Source organism: Rothia sp. HMSC069C03 (genome assembly GCF_001811075.1).
Taxonomy (GTDB): domain Bacteria; phylum Actinomycetota; class Actinomycetes; order Actinomycetales; family Micrococcaceae; genus Rothia; species Rothia mucilaginosa.
Genome location: NZ_KZ627128.1, coordinates 70,011 through 84,839, shown reverse-complemented (window position 1 = coordinate 84,839; position 14,829 = coordinate 70,011). Strand labels below are relative to the sequence as shown.

The following is a 14,829-nucleotide window of genomic DNA, read 5'->3' as shown; positions in this document are numbered from 1 at the left end:
GCCGTAATGCCGGGCGGGTACACTAAACCTATGAGCTATTCTGCCCCCGAAACACCCAGCGCACAGCGCCCGGAGCGCCCTACCGCCCGTCCGAGCGAGCGCGTGCAGATTTTCGCTCTTCCCACCCGTACGATGTACGGTTCCCTGCGTTTTAGCTGGTTGAGCTACCTGGGGCTTGCTGAGCAGCAGCATGCGGCGCAGTTGCCGACCTCCACGGCGGCGGTCAGCTACCTGAGCACTCAGGCGCTCATGCGCGCCATGGCTGCGGCACGTCTGGATGTGCCATCCAGCGCCGCTTCTGAGATTGAGGTGGATCGTTCCTGCACCCTGTGCACCAGCGGTAAGAAGCACGGTAAGCCACGTATTGCGGGCGTGAATTTCAATATGTCGCAGGTGAATCCGCTGGTCGTGGGCGCGTTTAGTCGTAATTCTTCGGCGGTGCTTGGCGTGGATGTTGAGACCCTGGATGCGCGCTTGTTCTCCGGTTTTGCGCGCCTGGCGCTCTCCAATGAAGAACGCGCATTCTATGAGCGGGTGGCGCAGGAACGCCCCGCCCCCGTACTGCACCTGCTCTCTGTGGCGCTGTGGACCGCTAAGGAAGCGGTGCTCAAGGCGACCGGCCACGGCCTGAGCGTGGTGCCGTCCCTGGTTCGGGTGCAGCTCACCGATGACCTGTTGGATGCGCTCGAACTTGCCATGAACGAGGAGGACCCGGGGGACCCTCTGGGCAGCAACGCTTCCGAGCCGACCGCCCTGCGCGTACTGATTCAGGACAGCTTGACCGCCCAAGCGACCTTTAGCGCGCCCCCTGGTAGTAGTCAGGGCGGCGAGGTTGCCGAGCGAAGCTTTAGCCTGCAGTGGGTACCCGTAGCGCTCCCCGACGCGGAGAACCCCGAGCACGCGCAGAAGATGCTCATCGCCCTGGCAGTGGAGAACCCTGCCGAGGGTGAGCCCGCGCAGGTTGAGGCTCAGCTTCTGCCGGTGGCTACTCCCCTGGAGTTCAAGCGCCTGCTCACCGATTAGCCGCGCTCAATCCCCTAACACCTGATACAACGACGGAACGCGCCCGCCATGCCAGCGAGCGCGTTCCGTCGTTTTATTCTGCCTCGTCAAGGCGTTCAAGGCAGAACCTAAGGGGTATCCTCACCCAGGGTCTCCACGCCCAGGGCGCGACCAAAGCTACCGAGCTTCGTGCCAGTCTCCGTGTGCTCCAGCTCCGGGTCGGACTCAGCCACAATACCCGCACCCGCGTACAGCACCGCCTCGTCCGGGCTGACCTGGGCGCAGCGCAACACCAGCGCCCACTCGCCGTTACCCTCGGCGTCCATGTAGCCGACCAGGCCGCCAAAGTAACGGCGCTCGAAAGACTCCAGCTGGCGAATCAGTTCCAGCGCCTTCTCAGTGGGGGCACCGCAAATCGCGGGGGTCGGGTGGATCGCGCGGGCACCGTCCAAGCAGGTCAGCCCCTCCTTCAGCACGCCGTCGATGGGGGTCGCCAGGTGCCAGAGCTGCGGGGTCTGCAGCAGCGAAGGCACCTGCGGCACGTTCAGCTCCTCGGCAATGGGTGCCAGGCGCTCGGCAATATCGTTGATGACGTAGGCGTGCTCGTGGCGGTCCTTGGGGGAGGCGAACAGGCGGTCACGAATCGCCTCGTCCTCGGCGCTACCGGGCTCGGCAATGCGCGGGGCGCTGCCGGCCAGCGGGTGGGTCTTAAATGCGCGGCCCTCGGTGCGGAACACCAGCTCCGGGGAGGCGCCCATCAGGTAGCTTCCGCTCATACCGCGCTCACCCTCGGGCAGGCGCACCGCAAAGTTGAACGCGGAACGCTGCTGGGCGCGCAGGTTGTTGTACAGCGCCTCCAGGTTGAGAGCGCCGGGTGCGTAGCGGGCGGTGAGCACACGCGAAAGCACGATTTTGCTCAGCTCACCCGCCTTCATGCGCTCCACGGCGGTCGCAACGGCGGCACGGAACCGGTCGTTCTGCCGTCCGGTGACCGATACCGGCTCGGCAAGCGCCACGGTCTGCTCGGGGACCGGCACCTGCTGCTCCTCCAGGCGTTCGGGCACGAAGAGGTAGGCGGGCATATCGGGGTCAAAAGGGATCAGACCCACGACGGCGCTACCGGCACGTTTCGCCTCGTCCAGGGCATTATCGAAGGTGACAGGGGTCATCGCGCCGGATGCGCGCAGGACGCGGGTGCCGGTGGCAAAGATAAAGTCGGGAAGGTTCGTCATCGTACTTCTATCAGTGGTATGTGGGTTCGCGCCGGGCATCTAAACGCCGGACACGGGGTGCCGTTAGAGGGTCGCGCCGCCGTCGGCGACAATCTCCTGCATGGTGATGTGGCGTGCCGCCTCAGAAATGAGGAAAGCGTTGACCGCCGCAATATCCGCCGGGTCGGCAATACGGCGCAGCGGAATGCCCAGGCGGAACGTTTGCGGATTACCGGCAACCGGCAGGGCGGAGCGGTCCTCCCCCTCCCAGGCGTCAGTCACCATGGGGGTTCGGGTGGTGCCGGGGCAGACCGAGTTCACGCGAATACCGTGCGCGGCAAGCTGCAGGCCGAAGCTGGAACTCACGCGCGCCGCCGACGCCTTCGATGCACCGTAAGCGCCAAACTCCGCGCGGGGCACACGTGCCGCGTTGGAGGCGACCGTCACCAGGGAGCGACTGTTCGCCGGGTCGGCTTCCTGCTGGTCAATCATGATGCGCGCGAATTCGCGCAGGCACAGGAACACGCCGTCGGAGTTGACCGCGTGCAAGCGCTTCCAGGTGTCGAAACTGGTTTCCAGCAGCGGCTGGCTGTGGGCGATACCCGCGGCGAGCACGGCACCGGTGATGGGTTCGTCGAGTGCCGCTACAGCGTTGGCGAGGGCGGTGACGGACTCTTCGCTCGTAACGTCTACGGTGCGGTAGCGGAAGATCGCGTCCCCGTAGGTACCGAAGGAAGCAATGGGCTGCTCCGCAAGGTCAGCCGCAAACACCGAATAGCCGTTCTTAATGAGCTGGTGGACGGTTGCCTCACCAATACCGCCGTTCGCGCCGGTCACAATGACCCAGCTCATGCGCGCGCCTCCTCAGCAGTCTCAGCCTTCTCAGCACCTTCTGCAGCATGCAGGTCGGCGAGTACATCGGCGGTGTTCAGCACGCGGGCGCAACGAGCCGAAGCGTACTCGCACGCTATGCGGTGCTCCTCCTCCGAGAAGTCGGCGAGCGCATCCGCAACCATAAACGGCTGAATATCACGCATGAACGCCTCCAGGGCGGTGGTCAGGCAGCCAATGTGCGCGTACACACCGCCGATAATGAGCTGGTCGCGACCGGACTCCTTGAGCAGGTCTTCGAAGGGGCTGCGCACGAACGCGGAGTAGCGCCACTTGGTCAGCATGGTGTCGCGGTCGGTGGGTGCCAGTTCGTCGAGCACACGGGCGGACTCGTCGTTCTGCAGGCCGTCGCCCCAGAAGTCGATGAGCAGGCGGCGGTCTTCTGGGTTCTGGCGCGGCGGCTGCGCGGTGTAGTAGACCGGGATTCCGGCGGCGTGGGCGGCGTCAATGAGGCGGCGCAGGTTCCGAATGGCGATGTTGATCTGGGCGTCCGGGTTGCCGTTGCTCTCACCCAGGTTGGCGCCTTCGAAAGCCTGGACGAAGTGTACCTGCATGTCGTGCACGAGCAGTACAGCGCGGGAGGGGTCTACGGGCCAGCTCACGCGGTTGCTGTGTTCACGGTCGACGTAGGTGTAGGGCTTGATTTTGGGCAGTGCCATGATTCTCCCGGTTCGTGCCTATGGTTTTTTCGGTTGTATGCGCGGCGCAGGCAGTGCGCTGTGGTGGGTGTAGCAGCGAGTGGGTGTCTCCTCCGAGCCCTCTCGCGCTGACCACCCAATCGGTGAGCTTGCGCTTATCTCATAACCATCTTAGGGCATACTTAGCAACAAGGTATATCTGAACTTTAACAAAAATGCTTCCCCACCCGCACCCCCGTTGATAGCACAACGGGCGGAACGGGCAGGGAAGCACTCAGACAAGCAGAAACGCTATACGAACCGGGAATTCAGCCGCGATTCTAGTTCAACTAGTTCACGGGCGCCGCGACGGCAAGAACCTCATTCAGACCCTCAGTGATCGAGGGGTGAGTGTAAATCTCATCGCGCAGCTGCGAAGCAGTAATGCCATGGCGCATCGCCAGAGCCACCAGGTTAATGACCTCCATGGACTCGATTACCAGCAGCTGGGCACCCAGAATCTGGTCGCTCTGCGCGTCAATCACGAACTTCATGATGCCGCGCGGGTTCTCCTGGGTCTTCGCGCGCGGCATCGCGGCAACCGCGGCAACCGGCTTCGAAGCGACCTTCACCTTGTGGCCAGCCTCAATCGCCTCACGCTCGGTCAGACCCACGGAAGACAGCGGCGGGTTCATGTAAATGGTCGAAGCCACTGCCTTGCGATCCTTAGTGGAGCGGGAACCGTCACCGACCAGCTGGGAGAGCACCACGCGGTAGTCATCCATGGAGATGTAGGTGAACTGCGGGCCGCCGTTCACGTCACCGAGCGCGAAAATGTTCGGCACGGTGCTGCGCAGGTGCTCATCCACGACAATTGCGCCGTGGTCGTTGGTTTCGATGCTGGTGTTCTCCAGGCCCAGACCCTCGGTGGCGGGCTTGCGGCCGGTCGCAACCATCACGTAGTCCACCTCCAGCTCCCGGGTAGCGCCCTCGGAGTCGAGGTAGGTCACGGTCACCGAGTCAGCGCCGTCTTTGAAGGACTGCACACGCACGCCGGTGTGAGCGGTAATGTCCTGGTCTGCGATAATCTCGCGGGCAATCTGGGCAACGTCCTCATCGTAGCGGCCGAAGAGGGCGGGTACGCCGTCCAGAATGGTCACCTCGGTACCGTAGGAGGAGAAAATACCGGCGAACTCAACACCGATGGGGCCACCACCGATAATGCCCAGGCGCTTGGGGCGCGGGGTGAGCTTCTGCAGCTCGGTGGAGGTGAGCACACGCTCAGATTCGCGGATACCCTCAATCGGCGGGATAACCGACACGGCACCGGTGTTGACGATGAAGTAGTCGGCGGTAACGCGCAGGGTGTCCTCGCCCGCGGTGACCTCAACCTCGGTGTCGGAGATGAAACGTGCGTGACCGTCAATGAGCTTAGCGGTCTCGTTGGACAGCAGGATCTCGCGGTTCTTGGCGCGCATCATGCCGGTCAGCTTGTCACGGAAAACCACGGCGGATTCGTAGGCAGCGTTTGCCTCTTCAAGGCTACGCTCGCCGCTGGCGCGGAACTCGTCGGCGCGGTGCACGAGCGCCTTGGTGGGTACGCAACCGATGTTAATGCAGGTGCCGCCGTACATGCCGGTGGACTGTTCGATGAGGGCAACGTTCTTGCCGGTCTTAGCGTATGCGCCGGCGAGGGTCTTGCCGCCCTTGCCGAAGCCAATGACGACCATGTCAAAGTGCAGCTGAGCGGGGGTGGTCATAATATTCTCCTGTGAAATTTAGATGATGATGTCTTCACAGAGTTCAACGCAAAGAAATGAGCATTATTCCCGTGCACCACATTTTTTCTTGCCACCCCAATTCACGCCCCCACCGCTAGGAAGTGAGCAAAGCCCCCTCCCTTCTTCCACAGCCACCCCTCAGAGCCCGCGCGGGCGTAGACTAAAACTACCCGGCTCCCTACAAGAAGCCGGCCTAAAGGAAGCCAGCAAATTCAGGAGGACTCCATGAACACCCACGATATTCTGCGTGACGCCGCCAGCCGCCCCGGTATCGAAGCCGCCGTAGCCGTCAAGGGGCTATCCCCCGAGGCGCTCAACGCCCACCCGGGCGGGCACCCGAACTCTATCGCCTGGCTGCTCTGGCACGCCGGACGACAGATGGACATGCAGCTCTCCGCCCTCAACGGTCAGCCGCAGATCTGGGAGGCTCAGGGCTTCAGGGAACGCTTCAACCTGGGCGAGCTGGGCGACACCATGGGCTACGGCCACGCCGCAGAGCAGGCGCGTTCCATCGTGGTTGAAGATTCTGCCCTGCTGGTGGAGTACCTTGTGGCGACCGGCGAGGCGCTCGCGGCCTACGCACAGACGCTGAGCGAGGCTGATTTGAGTGAGGTTATTGACCGTTCGTGGACTCCGCCGGTGACTCGCGGTGTGCGTCTGGTCAGCATGATTGACGATGCGGCGCAGCACGTGGGTCAGGCGGCGTACGTGGCGGGTATTCTCGCCGCCTAGGATTTCGCGGCGCAGGATTTCACGCCCGCTAGGGGGCATGAAAAGGCGGTGGCGCCTCGGACACAACCGTCCGAGACGCCACCGCCTACACATCTAAAAGCCGCTACTGCCTCTGCAGCAGCACCATGACCTCGTAGTGGTCCGTATGCGGGAACATGTCCAGCACACGGCCCTGCACCGGCGCAAACGAGGGCATGCGCCCCAGATCCTTCGCCAAAGTCACGGCGTTACAGCTCGAATATACCACGCGGTCAATACCCGAACCCTCAATCCACGCGCACAAGCTCTCACCAATACCGCGGCGCGGCGGGTTCACCACCAGCATCTGCGGCACCGTGCCAGAAGACACCGCGAACTCCGGCGCATCCTGAGCCGAAAAGTCCACACCCTCCAGGCCGTACTCAGCGACCGTGCGCTGCGCCGAAGCGACCGCCTCCGCACTAATCTCAATGCCCGTCACCGAGCCGCCGTCCATCACCGAAGCGGCATGCAGAGCAAAACCACCCACGCCACAGTACAGGTCCCACAGCGAGCGCGGAGCCACCTCACGCACCCACTCACGACCCTGCGCGTACATCGCCTCAGCAACCTTCGTGTTCGTCTGGAAGAAGCTCTGCGGACGCAAATGCAGAGTCAGGTCGTTCACCTGCATCGGCAGAGTCTGACGCTCCGAAAGGATAATCTCCTCATCACCCTCAACGCGCGCCACCGGCTCACGCAGCAGGTTCACCGACAGCACCGCCAGGTTCGGCAGCCGCTCCTGCAGCCAGTCCATCTGACGGCGAATCGGCACCAGCAGCTTCTTCGAACGCAACACGAAACGCACCATCAGCTCACCCGCCGCCGAAGCAGTCACCAGAATATTCTTCAGCTCACCGCGACGATTCGGAATGTCATAGGGGGTCAGGTCCGCGCGCTGAATCAGCTCACGCAGCACCGGAATAGCCGCCTGAATCGGCTCCATATAGAGCGGGCATGCGCCAAGATCCGTGGAGGCGCCCGTACGGTAATCCACGATGCCGAGGGTCGGGTTCTTCGCCGAACCACCCACCACGAGCTTCGCCTTGTTGCGGAAGCCCGCCTCCGCGCTGGTCACCGGGTCCAGCCACTGCAGCTGCGGGTAGTTAGCGAGCAGGGCGCGGGCGTGCTCCTGCTTCGCCTGCACCTGCGCGGTGTAGGCGGTCTCAATGCTGGGGCAGGAGGAGCAGAGGTCATCACGAAAATAGGCGCATTCCATAAGGAGCCATTCTACCGCCTCCACCGCCGGGACAGGACGCATGGGCACACAAAAGCGGGGGCGGCCACCCTTCATGGGTAGCCGCCCCCGCCTCATACGGATGCGTGGACCTGCGCCGGTTTGGGTACCAGCGTTAGGTCACCACCGGGTCACGCTTCGCGTGCCACGGATTCCGTAGAAATTTACCCCATCAGGGATAAATTTTTACTACATCATTCCGCCCATTGCGTCCGCACCGGGAGCAGCCGCACCAGCGGGCTCCGGCTTGTTCGCAACAACAGCCTCAGTGGTCAGGAACAGACCAGCAATCGACGCAGCGTTCTGCAGAGCCGAACGGGTCACCTTCACCGGGTCAGCAATACCAGCAGCCATCAGATCCTCGTACTCGCCGGTCGCAGCGTTCAGACCGGTACCAGCAGGCAGGGAACGAACGCGGTCAACCACAACACCCGGCTCCAGACCAGCGTTAGCAGCGATCTGCTTCAGCGGTGCGTCAATAGCCACGCGCACAATGTTCGCGCCGGTCGCCTCGTCGCCGGTCAGCTCCAGCTTGTCGAAGACCTTCACTCCAGCCTGAATCAGAGCAACGCCACCACCGGGGACGATACCCTCCTCAACAGCAGCCTTAGCGTTACGCACAGCATCCTCAATGCGGTGCTTGCGCTCCTTCAGCTCAACCTCAGTTGCGGCACCAGCCTTCAGCACAGCAACACCACCAGCGAGCTTAGCCAGGCGCTCCTGCAGCTTCTCACGGTCGTAGTCGGAGTCAGAGTTAGCAATCTCTGCGCGAATCTGAGCCACGCGACCCTCAATAGCCACTGCATCGCCTGCACCCTCAATGATGGTGGTCTCGTCCTTGGTCACAACGACCTTGCGAGCGGAACCGAGCATGTCCAGGGTTGCTGCGTCCAGGGACAGGCCAACCTCTTCGGTAATGACCTGGCCACCGGTAAGGATAGCGATATCAGCCATCTGAGCCTTACGGCGGTCACCGAAGCCCGGAGCCTTCACAGCAACAGACTTGATGGAGCCGCGCATCTTGTTCAGCACCAGCAGAGCCAGAGCCTCACCCTCAACGTCCTCAGCAACGATCAGCAGCGGCTTGCCGGACTGCATGACCTTCTCCAGGACGGGGACGAGGTCCTTAACGTTCGAAATCTTCTGGTTCACAACCAGGATGTAGGGGTCCTCCAGGACTGCTTCCTGACGCTCCGGGTCGGTCACGAAGTAACCGGACAGGAAGCCCTTGTCGAAGCGCATGCCCTCAGTCAGTTCGAGGTGCAGACCGAAAGTGTTGGAGTCCTCAACGGTGATGACGCCTTCCTTGCCGACCTTCTCCATTGCCTCAGCAATGAGCTTGCCGATCTCAGCGTCGCCAGCGGAAATAGACGCGGTTGCAGCGATCTCTTCCTCGGTCTCAACTTCCTTTGCGGAGGAGAGCAGAGCCTCGGTCACAGCCTCAACAGCCTTCTCAATGCCGCGCTTGAGGCTCAGCGGGTCAGCGCCAGCAGCCACGTTGCGCAGGCCCTCGCGAACCAGTGCCTGAGCCAGAACGGTAGCGGTGGTGGTACCGTCACCTGCGATGTCGTCAGTCTTCTTAGCAACTTCCTTGACGAGCTCCGCACCAATCTTCTCGTACGGATCCTCCAGCTCGATTTCCTTCGCGATCGAGACACCGTCGTTGGTGATGGTGGGGGCGCCCCACGCCTTCTCCAGCACAACGTTGCGGCCGCGGGGGCCGAGGGTCACCTTCACTGCATCGGCGAGGGTGTTCAAACCGCGCTCAAGGCCGCGGCGTGCCTCTTCGTCAAAAGCAATGAGCTTTGCCATAAGTGTCCTCCTGGACGATCGGATTTTTTCCTTCACCCCTGCGGGTGCGGTACATCTAAATCGGGTGGCTGCCCCTCCACAACGCCCCCGTTACGCAGGCGCGGGCAGAGTAGGGCATAAAGCACCCGAATGCTACATCAATTGTGGCACCCGCACCGGCATGGAGCAAACGTTTAAGCCCAAGGTTGAAGGGTTAATCGCCCAGTGCTTAATCTGCGCTCATCAACCCCGCCAAAAGGGGCGTTATCGGTGTGCCCGCCGGGGGCGCGTGAGGGGTGTTAAAAGCATCAACCCCACCCGGCGCATCAGTGGAATTGCACGAGTGGGGTTGATGAAAGTTTGTAATTACAAAGCGGCGGACGCCGGGGCCTAGCCGGTGTAATCGGAAGCCAGCACCACAATCACCTCGTGGTTACCCATCTCAACACTGGCGGTTGCCTGTCGTACCTGCGAAATATCCAGCTTCGAAGCGATGCTCTGCGCCTGCGACTGGTAGCCCTCAGCATAGTAGACCACGCTGGTTGCCGGTGCCGCACCCGTGTAGTTTGCCGTCTCGCTGATGGTATAACCGGTCAGCAGTGCCGCCGCACCGGATGCGCTACCCGCCGGAGCCGCCGCATTGTAGACCGCCACAGAGATGGACTCAGCCAGACCGGTCTTCGTAGCGCTTGCCGATACGGAAGCCTTAGCCGGCGCAGAGGACGCCGACGCGCTTGCGGGGGCGGAGCTACTCTTCGCGGTGGACGCCGAATACTGCGGGGAGGCGGTGCGCGGCGCGTACACGTACATTGCGCCGCCGATGAGCAGACCAACTACGCCTGCAGCTACCAGGGGGATAGCGCCCTTGGGGCTCTTTGCCGGGTCAGCATTGACCGCACGGTAGGTTCCGCGGCGGGCGGTATTTTCGTCTACCTCGTCAAATTCGTCGCGGGGGTAGCTCATTTATCCTCATTTCACGGGTCTCTGTTTACCGGCTGGTACCGTACCGCCCTACCGGGCGCGCGGGCGCGGCTACGGAAGGTGCGGTCTTGGTGTTCTAGTACCTAGAGTACCGGCTCAACTAGCGAGAACCAACGTGAACGCCCCGCAACCGGCTGTGAAAGAGACGGACACCGCACAGTGTTCAATCTCTGGTTGAACTTGAGGTGCGCGGGGTTGAAAGCAGGAGTTGGAAAGCTCCCACAGCTCCCCCAGTTCGAGCTCCTAGTCAGCGTCTCGGCGGGCGCGCAGAACCTCGATAATCTGCGGCGCTGCGGCACGTACCCGCTCATCATCGAGCATCACGTTCAGGCGCTGATAGTAGGCAATCGGAGTAAATCCGGCGGCGATAATCGCCTTCTCTTTGGAGCCCTGGTGCTTGAAGCGGCGGCGCTCCACCTCAAGGATGCGGCGCTCCACCGGGGTCAGGCCGCCGGGCTGCTGCTGCACTTCCGGCTGATTCTGTGTTTCTACCTGGTTCTCTGCCTCCGCATGAGCCCCTGCCTCTGCCTGGATCTCAGCGGTTTCGGCGCATTCCTGTTCTGTCATGTTCCCTCCTGTCTGTAGCTCGCCTGCCGCGGCTGGCGTCTCCTAGCGCGTGCATCCGTCATCCCCTAGTCTAGAAGAGAAACTCAGTCTAGAGGAGAAACATTCAGCCCGCACCCGGCCCCGTCACCGTCCGGGTCGCATCAGCACCAGGAGATTCCCCGAGGAGATTTATGAACCAGCCCCTCAGCAACATTATGAGCGAGGATTGGGCGGCAGCACTTGCCCCCGTCGAAGAGCAGATTCACGCCATGGGCGCTTTCCTGCGTGAGGAGCACGCGGCTGGGTACCGTACGTTCCCGCCTACTGCCGATATTTTCAATGCGTTCCGCCGCCCGATGAGCGGGGTAAAGGTCCTCATTATTGGTCAGGACCCCTACCCTACTCCGGGCAATGCGATGGGTCTGTCGTTCTCGGTGCACCGCGGTATGCCGTTGCCTCGTTCGCTGAACAATATTTACAAGGAACTTGAGGACGATCTGGGTATTGCCCCGGCTGATCACGGCGATCTGTCCTGTTGGGCTGATGAGGGCGTCATGCTGCTCAACAGGGTTTTGACGGTGCGTGAGTCTGATGCGGGTTCGCACCGCGGCAAGGGTTGGGAGGAGATTACCGAGTGCGCTATCCGTGCCCTGGTGGCGCGTAACCAGCCGCTGGTGGGTCTGCTGTGGGGTGCGGATGCACGCAAGTGCGCACCCATGTTGCAGCCGTACCCGAGCGTGGAGTCGGCGCATCCTTCGCCGCTGTCTGCTCGTCGTGGTTTCTTTGGTTCGCGCCCGTTTTCGACGGTGAATTCTTTGCTTGTGCAGCAGGGGGAAGAGCCGGTGGATTGGACGGTCCGCTAGGCGCAGCACATGAGCCAGTGTATGAGCTGGCGCAATAGGGATAGTGAAGGGGCGGTAGCCTGTGAGTTGAACTTGCAAGCTACCGCCCCTTCCCAATATCCAATATATGCAATATTGGCTATATACCCTTGAAAGAGGGCTAAGAATCCGCCGGTTCCACGTTTCGCGGAGTCGTAAAACGCTGTAGCGCATACTGCATCGTGTAATTACCCAACGCAACACCCGAAGCCATCGCCACCACAATCGAAACCGCCGTAATCATATTCTGCATACCCAGAATCACGTCCGTCTCAACCGTCAACAAATACATGCCACGGAAGAACGACAGACCCGGCAACAAGAACGTAATCGCAGGAATCGAGAAAATCGCCTGAGGCACATGCAGACGGTACGCAAAATACGTGCTCAACGCACCAATCACAACCGCCGCACACGCCGTCGGACCGCGACCAGTACTCGGGCCAGCCAGCAGCTCATAACCGTAATACGCCGCCAGACCGCAGCCCGTGATGACCATCAGCCACCCGACCTTCACCAGCTTCGTCTGCAAGGTAATCGCAAAGGTCGCAATCGCCACCAGGAAGAAGAACGACGCCACCAGCGGGGTCGTCGGCTCAAAACGCAGCTGCTCAATATCCAGGGTCGGACCGTTGAAAATATTGATCGCACTCACCGCGGTCGCAATGCCAACCACCAGACCCAAGAAGCTCATGCCCGTAGACACGAAACGACCCGCAGCCGTCACCGGGAAGCCATTAATCGCATCCTGCACGGCACCCACCAGACGCGGTGTTGGCAAGAACATAATCATGCCCGCAGCCACCACCAGAGGCGCCGAAATCGCCTCCCCCTGACGCTGCAACACCGAAAGAATGGATCCCTCACCGCCCAGCCAAATCGCCAAGAAGGTCATCAGACCCGCACTAGCAGCCATACGGAAGAACGCCGGAATACCAATCGAACTCAACCACTGAATCAGCAGGTACACCGGAATAAAAATAATCGCCGCACTCAACGCCGTCGCAAAACTTGCACCCAGCGCCGCCGTCAGGGTTCCAGCACACGCCAGGTTCGCCAACCACACCACCAGAGGCGGAAACGGCTTGGGTCGGTGCGTAATCTGGTTCAGCTTCAAATCGGCGATTTCTAGAGTCATACCGCCCCGAGTGATCTTGTAGATCAGGCCGTACACTTCAGAAAGCGCCTCGTAGTTCTCCGTAGAGGAACGCACCACACGCACCAGGGTATGGGTAAAGCGCTCGTCAGCGTTCGCATTGCGCTTGGCGATGCGGGATTCCATGTAAATATCGGGGTCCGACGTGTAGTTGATGGTCACCGACTGGTTCGTAATGTCGACTTCCACCGAGTCCAGCCCGTACGCCGAAGACACCGCAATAATCGCCGAGTCCACATCCATTGCGTCCGCGCCGTAGTGGAACATCGCCTCCGCCAGGCGCAGGGTGAAGTTCAGGGTATCGCGCGCGTACTCCTTCTCACGGCGGAACGCCTCACGGCGCTCATGCTCGTCAGACCGGATAGTCGGCACGAACTGACGCTGCGCGATGCGCTGGGCACCGCGCGGGGCGGCGGGTGCCGCCTCCTCAGTGCGCACGAAGGAGCGGAAGCGACGCGAACCCCAGCGACCACCGCTACCGCGCCCAAACAGGCCGCGAGAGCCGCCCTCAACCAGCGGTACGGAGGTGGTGGGCATCGAGACGGGCCCGGTCTTCGGCACGGCGGTAGGATCCGCACCGTAGCGTCGGGCTGCGTGAGAGTTGGGCACCTGCGGAATCATGCCGGTCATGGGCACCGGCTGGGAGGGGCGGGTCAGCGCCGCCTCGGTTACCAAGTTGCTGGAGGTGACGGGGTTCGGGTCTTCACGGTAGGCGTCCAGATCATCATCAGGCACGAGGGAGGGGTCAATGACGGTACGCGCGCCGTGGCCGTTAGGGGTGAGTTCGGGGTCGCTGGCGGGCTCAACCGGCTCCTGCGCGGTGATGCCCATATCCGCTGCGGCTTCCTGGAGTACATCACTGACAGCTTCTGCAGCGACGGTGCCCTCCTGGTTTGTCGCGGAGACGGCCTGCTGAGCCAGCACGCGGCGCAATTTCTCGTCGGTGACCTGGTCTAGTGAAACCAGGGGAAAACCGCGTTTACCGGCGATATAGCCCGCGGTGGTATTCTGCTCGCTTCCTTCCGTTGCGGCAGTGTTTGCTTCGCCTGCATGCGAAGCTTCCCGCGATGTGGGGGTCGCGGGGGTGTTCCTCGATTCTGCCAATGTCCCTCCCAGATAGACAGTGCCTTTTTAGTCTAACAAGGGCACGATTCTGCGGTAGCACTGAAGAGCAGAAATATCACTTTTCTGCCCGGTGATTTTGTGAGCAAAAAGCGCTCTGCGGCACTTACGGCAGAAAGCTTCATTGATATGAAGAAAAATCCAGGTCACTACTGTACAGAAGATATTTTGGGAGATATTTCTAGAGCTATTTTTGAGGAAAAATAAAGGTTATATATACATTAAGATTTGCATAGAAATATCCCCCACTTACTCCCCCTCGCACCTCAATAAAAAATGAATTATTCATAACAAAAAATATCCCGTCACCGAAGTGACGGGATATTCACGCCTTAAGGCCATTAGCCTTCACAGCATCTGAAGCGCACCGCTCGGGGGTCACCTCAGAGGCGAAAGTCAATTACTCAGCGTCGTGGTCGGTCTCGAGGATCTTAACCAGCGAGTCCAGAGCCTCTTCAGCACCTTCGCCCTCAGCGCGCAGGACAACAACGTCGCCGTGCTTTGCACCCAGGGACATCAGGGACAGAATCGATGCAGCGTCCATAGCCTCATCTGCGGGCTCACCCTTAGCAGCGATGGTCACCTCAACGGGGAGGTCGCCAGCTGCCTCAGCGAAGATAGCTGCCGGACGTGCGTGCAGGCCAACACGGCTTGCAATAGTGGCTTCGCGCTCTGCCATTATGTTTCTCCTTTGATCAAGGAACCGAAAATATATCAGTACCTATTCTAAATGAACGGGGCGCTTCAGGACCCGCCCTTACTCTATAAATTGTACCGTTCAGCCATACGCTAACAAGTACCAAAAATGCCGAATGCAGAAATAAAACTCTACACCCGGCATTTTTATGGACTCAGGCACCGCC

The 14,829-nt window shown here is 61.2% G+C and carries 13 protein-coding genes; 3 read left to right on the top strand and 10 right to left on the bottom strand.

Features of this window, described 5'->3' with window-relative positions; translation table 11 throughout:
- The first annotated feature begins 30 nt into the window (after nt 1-30).
- Nucleotides 31-1,023: a 4'-phosphopantetheinyl transferase family protein gene (locus tag HMPREF2779_RS01185; RefSeq protein WP_105360617.1), complete on the top strand. Its 993-nt coding sequence runs from the start codon at nt 31-33 to the stop codon at nt 1,021-1,023.
- 107 nt (nt 1,024-1,130) lie between these two features.
- Here the strand turns inward: HMPREF2779_RS01185 and HMPREF2779_RS01180 are convergent, their stop codons facing one another.
- From HMPREF2779_RS01180 to HMPREF2779_RS01165, 4 genes are all read right to left on the bottom strand, one after another.
- The gene (locus HMPREF2779_RS01180; RefSeq protein ID WP_105360616.1) at nt 1,131-2,234 is read right to left on the bottom strand and encodes an isochorismate synthase; all 1,104 of its coding nucleotides are present in this window, start codon (nt 2,232-2,234) and stop codon (nt 1,131-1,133) included.
- A gap of 63 nt (nt 2,235-2,297) precedes the next feature.
- Nucleotides 2,298-3,065 (bottom strand): SDR family oxidoreductase, encoded by a 768-nt coding sequence (locus HMPREF2779_RS01175; protein ID WP_070686022.1) that lies wholly within the window; start codon nt 3,063-3,065, stop codon nt 2,298-2,300.
- The gene (locus tag HMPREF2779_RS01170) at nt 3,062-3,763 is read right to left on the bottom strand and encodes an isochorismatase family protein (RefSeq protein ID WP_070686020.1); all 702 of its coding nucleotides are present in this window, start codon (nt 3,761-3,763) and stop codon (nt 3,062-3,064) included. The genes HMPREF2779_RS01175 and HMPREF2779_RS01170 overlap by 4 nt, the downstream gene beginning before the upstream one ends.
- 308 nt (nt 3,764-4,071) lie before the next feature.
- Nucleotides 4,072-5,481 carry an FAD-dependent oxidoreductase gene (locus HMPREF2779_RS01165; RefSeq protein WP_070686018.1) on the bottom strand — a complete coding sequence of 470 codons (1,410 nt, stop codon included), beginning with the start codon at nt 5,479-5,481 and terminating at the stop codon, nt 4,072-4,074.
- A gap of 246 nt (nt 5,482-5,727) precedes the next feature.
- On the opposite strand from HMPREF2779_RS01165, the gene HMPREF2779_RS01160 reads away from it, so the two are divergent.
- Nucleotides 5,728-6,234, top strand: a complete 507-nt coding sequence (locus HMPREF2779_RS01160; RefSeq protein WP_105360615.1) for a mycothiol transferase — start codon at nt 5,728-5,730, stop codon at nt 6,232-6,234.
- Between the two features lie 103 nt (nt 6,235-6,337).
- Here HMPREF2779_RS01160 and rlmC read toward each other — a convergent pair whose 3' ends face one another.
- The 4 genes from rlmC to HMPREF2779_RS01140 all read right to left on the bottom strand — a co-directional run bounded on the left by rlmC (nt 6,338) and on the right by HMPREF2779_RS01140 (nt 10,828).
- The gene (gene rlmC / locus HMPREF2779_RS01155; protein WP_070686014.1) at nt 6,338-7,471 is read right to left on the bottom strand and encodes a 23S rRNA (uracil(747)-C(5))-methyltransferase RlmC; all 1,134 of its coding nucleotides are present in this window, start codon (nt 7,469-7,471) and stop codon (nt 6,338-6,340) included.
- A gap of 207 nt (nt 7,472-7,678) precedes the next feature.
- Nucleotides 7,679-9,301, bottom strand: a complete 1,623-nt coding sequence (groL, locus tag HMPREF2779_RS01150; protein ID WP_070686012.1) for a chaperonin GroEL — start codon at nt 9,299-9,301, stop codon at nt 7,679-7,681.
- A gap of 369 nt (nt 9,302-9,670) precedes the next feature.
- Nucleotides 9,671-10,243: a LytR C-terminal domain-containing protein gene (locus tag HMPREF2779_RS01145; RefSeq protein WP_105360614.1), complete on the bottom strand. Its 573-nt coding sequence runs from the start codon at nt 10,241-10,243 to the stop codon at nt 9,671-9,673.
- Nucleotides 10,244-10,504: 261 nt separating this feature from the next.
- Complete coding sequence (locus HMPREF2779_RS01140) at nt 10,505-10,828, bottom strand: DUF3263 domain-containing protein (protein ID WP_105360613.1); 324 nt, start codon at nt 10,826-10,828, stop codon at nt 10,505-10,507.
- Between the two features lie 170 nt (nt 10,829-10,998).
- On the opposite strand from HMPREF2779_RS01140, the gene HMPREF2779_RS01135 reads away from it, so the two are divergent.
- Nucleotides 10,999-11,670 carry a uracil-DNA glycosylase gene (locus HMPREF2779_RS01135; protein ID WP_105360612.1) on the top strand — a complete coding sequence of 224 codons (672 nt, stop codon included), beginning with the start codon at nt 10,999-11,001 and terminating at the stop codon, nt 11,668-11,670.
- A 139-nt stretch (nt 11,671-11,809) separates the two neighbouring features.
- Here the strand turns inward: HMPREF2779_RS01135 and HMPREF2779_RS01130 are convergent, their stop codons facing one another.
- Nucleotides 11,810-13,948 carry a threonine/serine exporter family protein gene (locus tag HMPREF2779_RS01130; protein ID WP_070686004.1) on the bottom strand — a complete coding sequence of 713 codons (2,139 nt, stop codon included), beginning with the start codon at nt 13,946-13,948 and terminating at the stop codon, nt 11,810-11,812.
- A 418-nt stretch (nt 13,949-14,366) separates the two neighbouring features.
- Complete coding sequence (locus HMPREF2779_RS01125; RefSeq protein WP_005504506.1) at nt 14,367-14,645, bottom strand: HPr family phosphocarrier protein; 279 nt, start codon at nt 14,643-14,645, stop codon at nt 14,367-14,369.
- Nucleotides 14,646-14,829 lie beyond the last annotated feature (184 nt).

What these genes read in the sequence shown, in the direction of transcription:
- HMPREF2779_RS01170 (WP_070686020.1), bottom strand. Translation starts at nt 3,763, where the DNA reads ATGGCACTGCCCAAAATCAAGCCCTACACCTACGTCGACCGTGAACAC.
- HMPREF2779_RS01135 (WP_105360612.1), top strand. Translation starts at nt 10,999, where the DNA reads ATGAACCAGCCCCTCAGCAACATTATGAGCGAGGATTGGGCGGCAGCA.
- HMPREF2779_RS01165 (WP_070686018.1), bottom strand. Translation starts at nt 5,481, where the DNA reads ATGACCACCCCCGCTCAGCTGCACTTTGACATGGTCGTCATTGGCTTC.
- groL (WP_070686012.1), bottom strand. Translation starts at nt 9,301, where the DNA reads ATGGCAAAGCTCATTGCTTTTGACGAAGAGGCACGCCGCGGCCTTGAG.
- HMPREF2779_RS01175 (WP_070686022.1), bottom strand. Translation starts at nt 3,065, where the DNA reads ATGAGCTGGGTCATTGTGACCGGCGCGAACGGCGGTATTGGTGAGGCA.
- rlmC (WP_070686014.1), bottom strand. Translation starts at nt 7,471, where the DNA reads ATGGAATGCGCCTATTTTCGTGATGACCTCTGCTCCTCCTGCCCCAGC.
- HMPREF2779_RS01145 (WP_105360614.1), bottom strand. Translation starts at nt 10,243, where the DNA reads ATGAGCTACCCCCGCGACGAATTTGACGAGGTAGACGAAAATACCGCC.
- HMPREF2779_RS01140 (WP_105360613.1), bottom strand. Translation starts at nt 10,828, where the DNA reads ATGACAGAACAGGAATGCGCCGAAACCGCTGAGATCCAGGCAGAGGCA.
- HMPREF2779_RS01180 (WP_105360616.1), bottom strand. Translation starts at nt 2,234, where the DNA reads ATGACGAACCTTCCCGACTTTATCTTTGCCACCGGCACCCGCGTCCTG.
- HMPREF2779_RS01185 (WP_105360617.1), top strand. Translation starts at nt 31, where the DNA reads ATGAGCTATTCTGCCCCCGAAACACCCAGCGCACAGCGCCCGGAGCGC.
- HMPREF2779_RS01125 (WP_005504506.1), bottom strand. Translation starts at nt 14,645, where the DNA reads ATGGCAGAGCGCGAAGCCACTATTGCAAGCCGTGTTGGCCTGCACGCA.
- HMPREF2779_RS01160 (WP_105360615.1), top strand. Translation starts at nt 5,728, where the DNA reads ATGAACACCCACGATATTCTGCGTGACGCCGCCAGCCGCCCCGGTATC.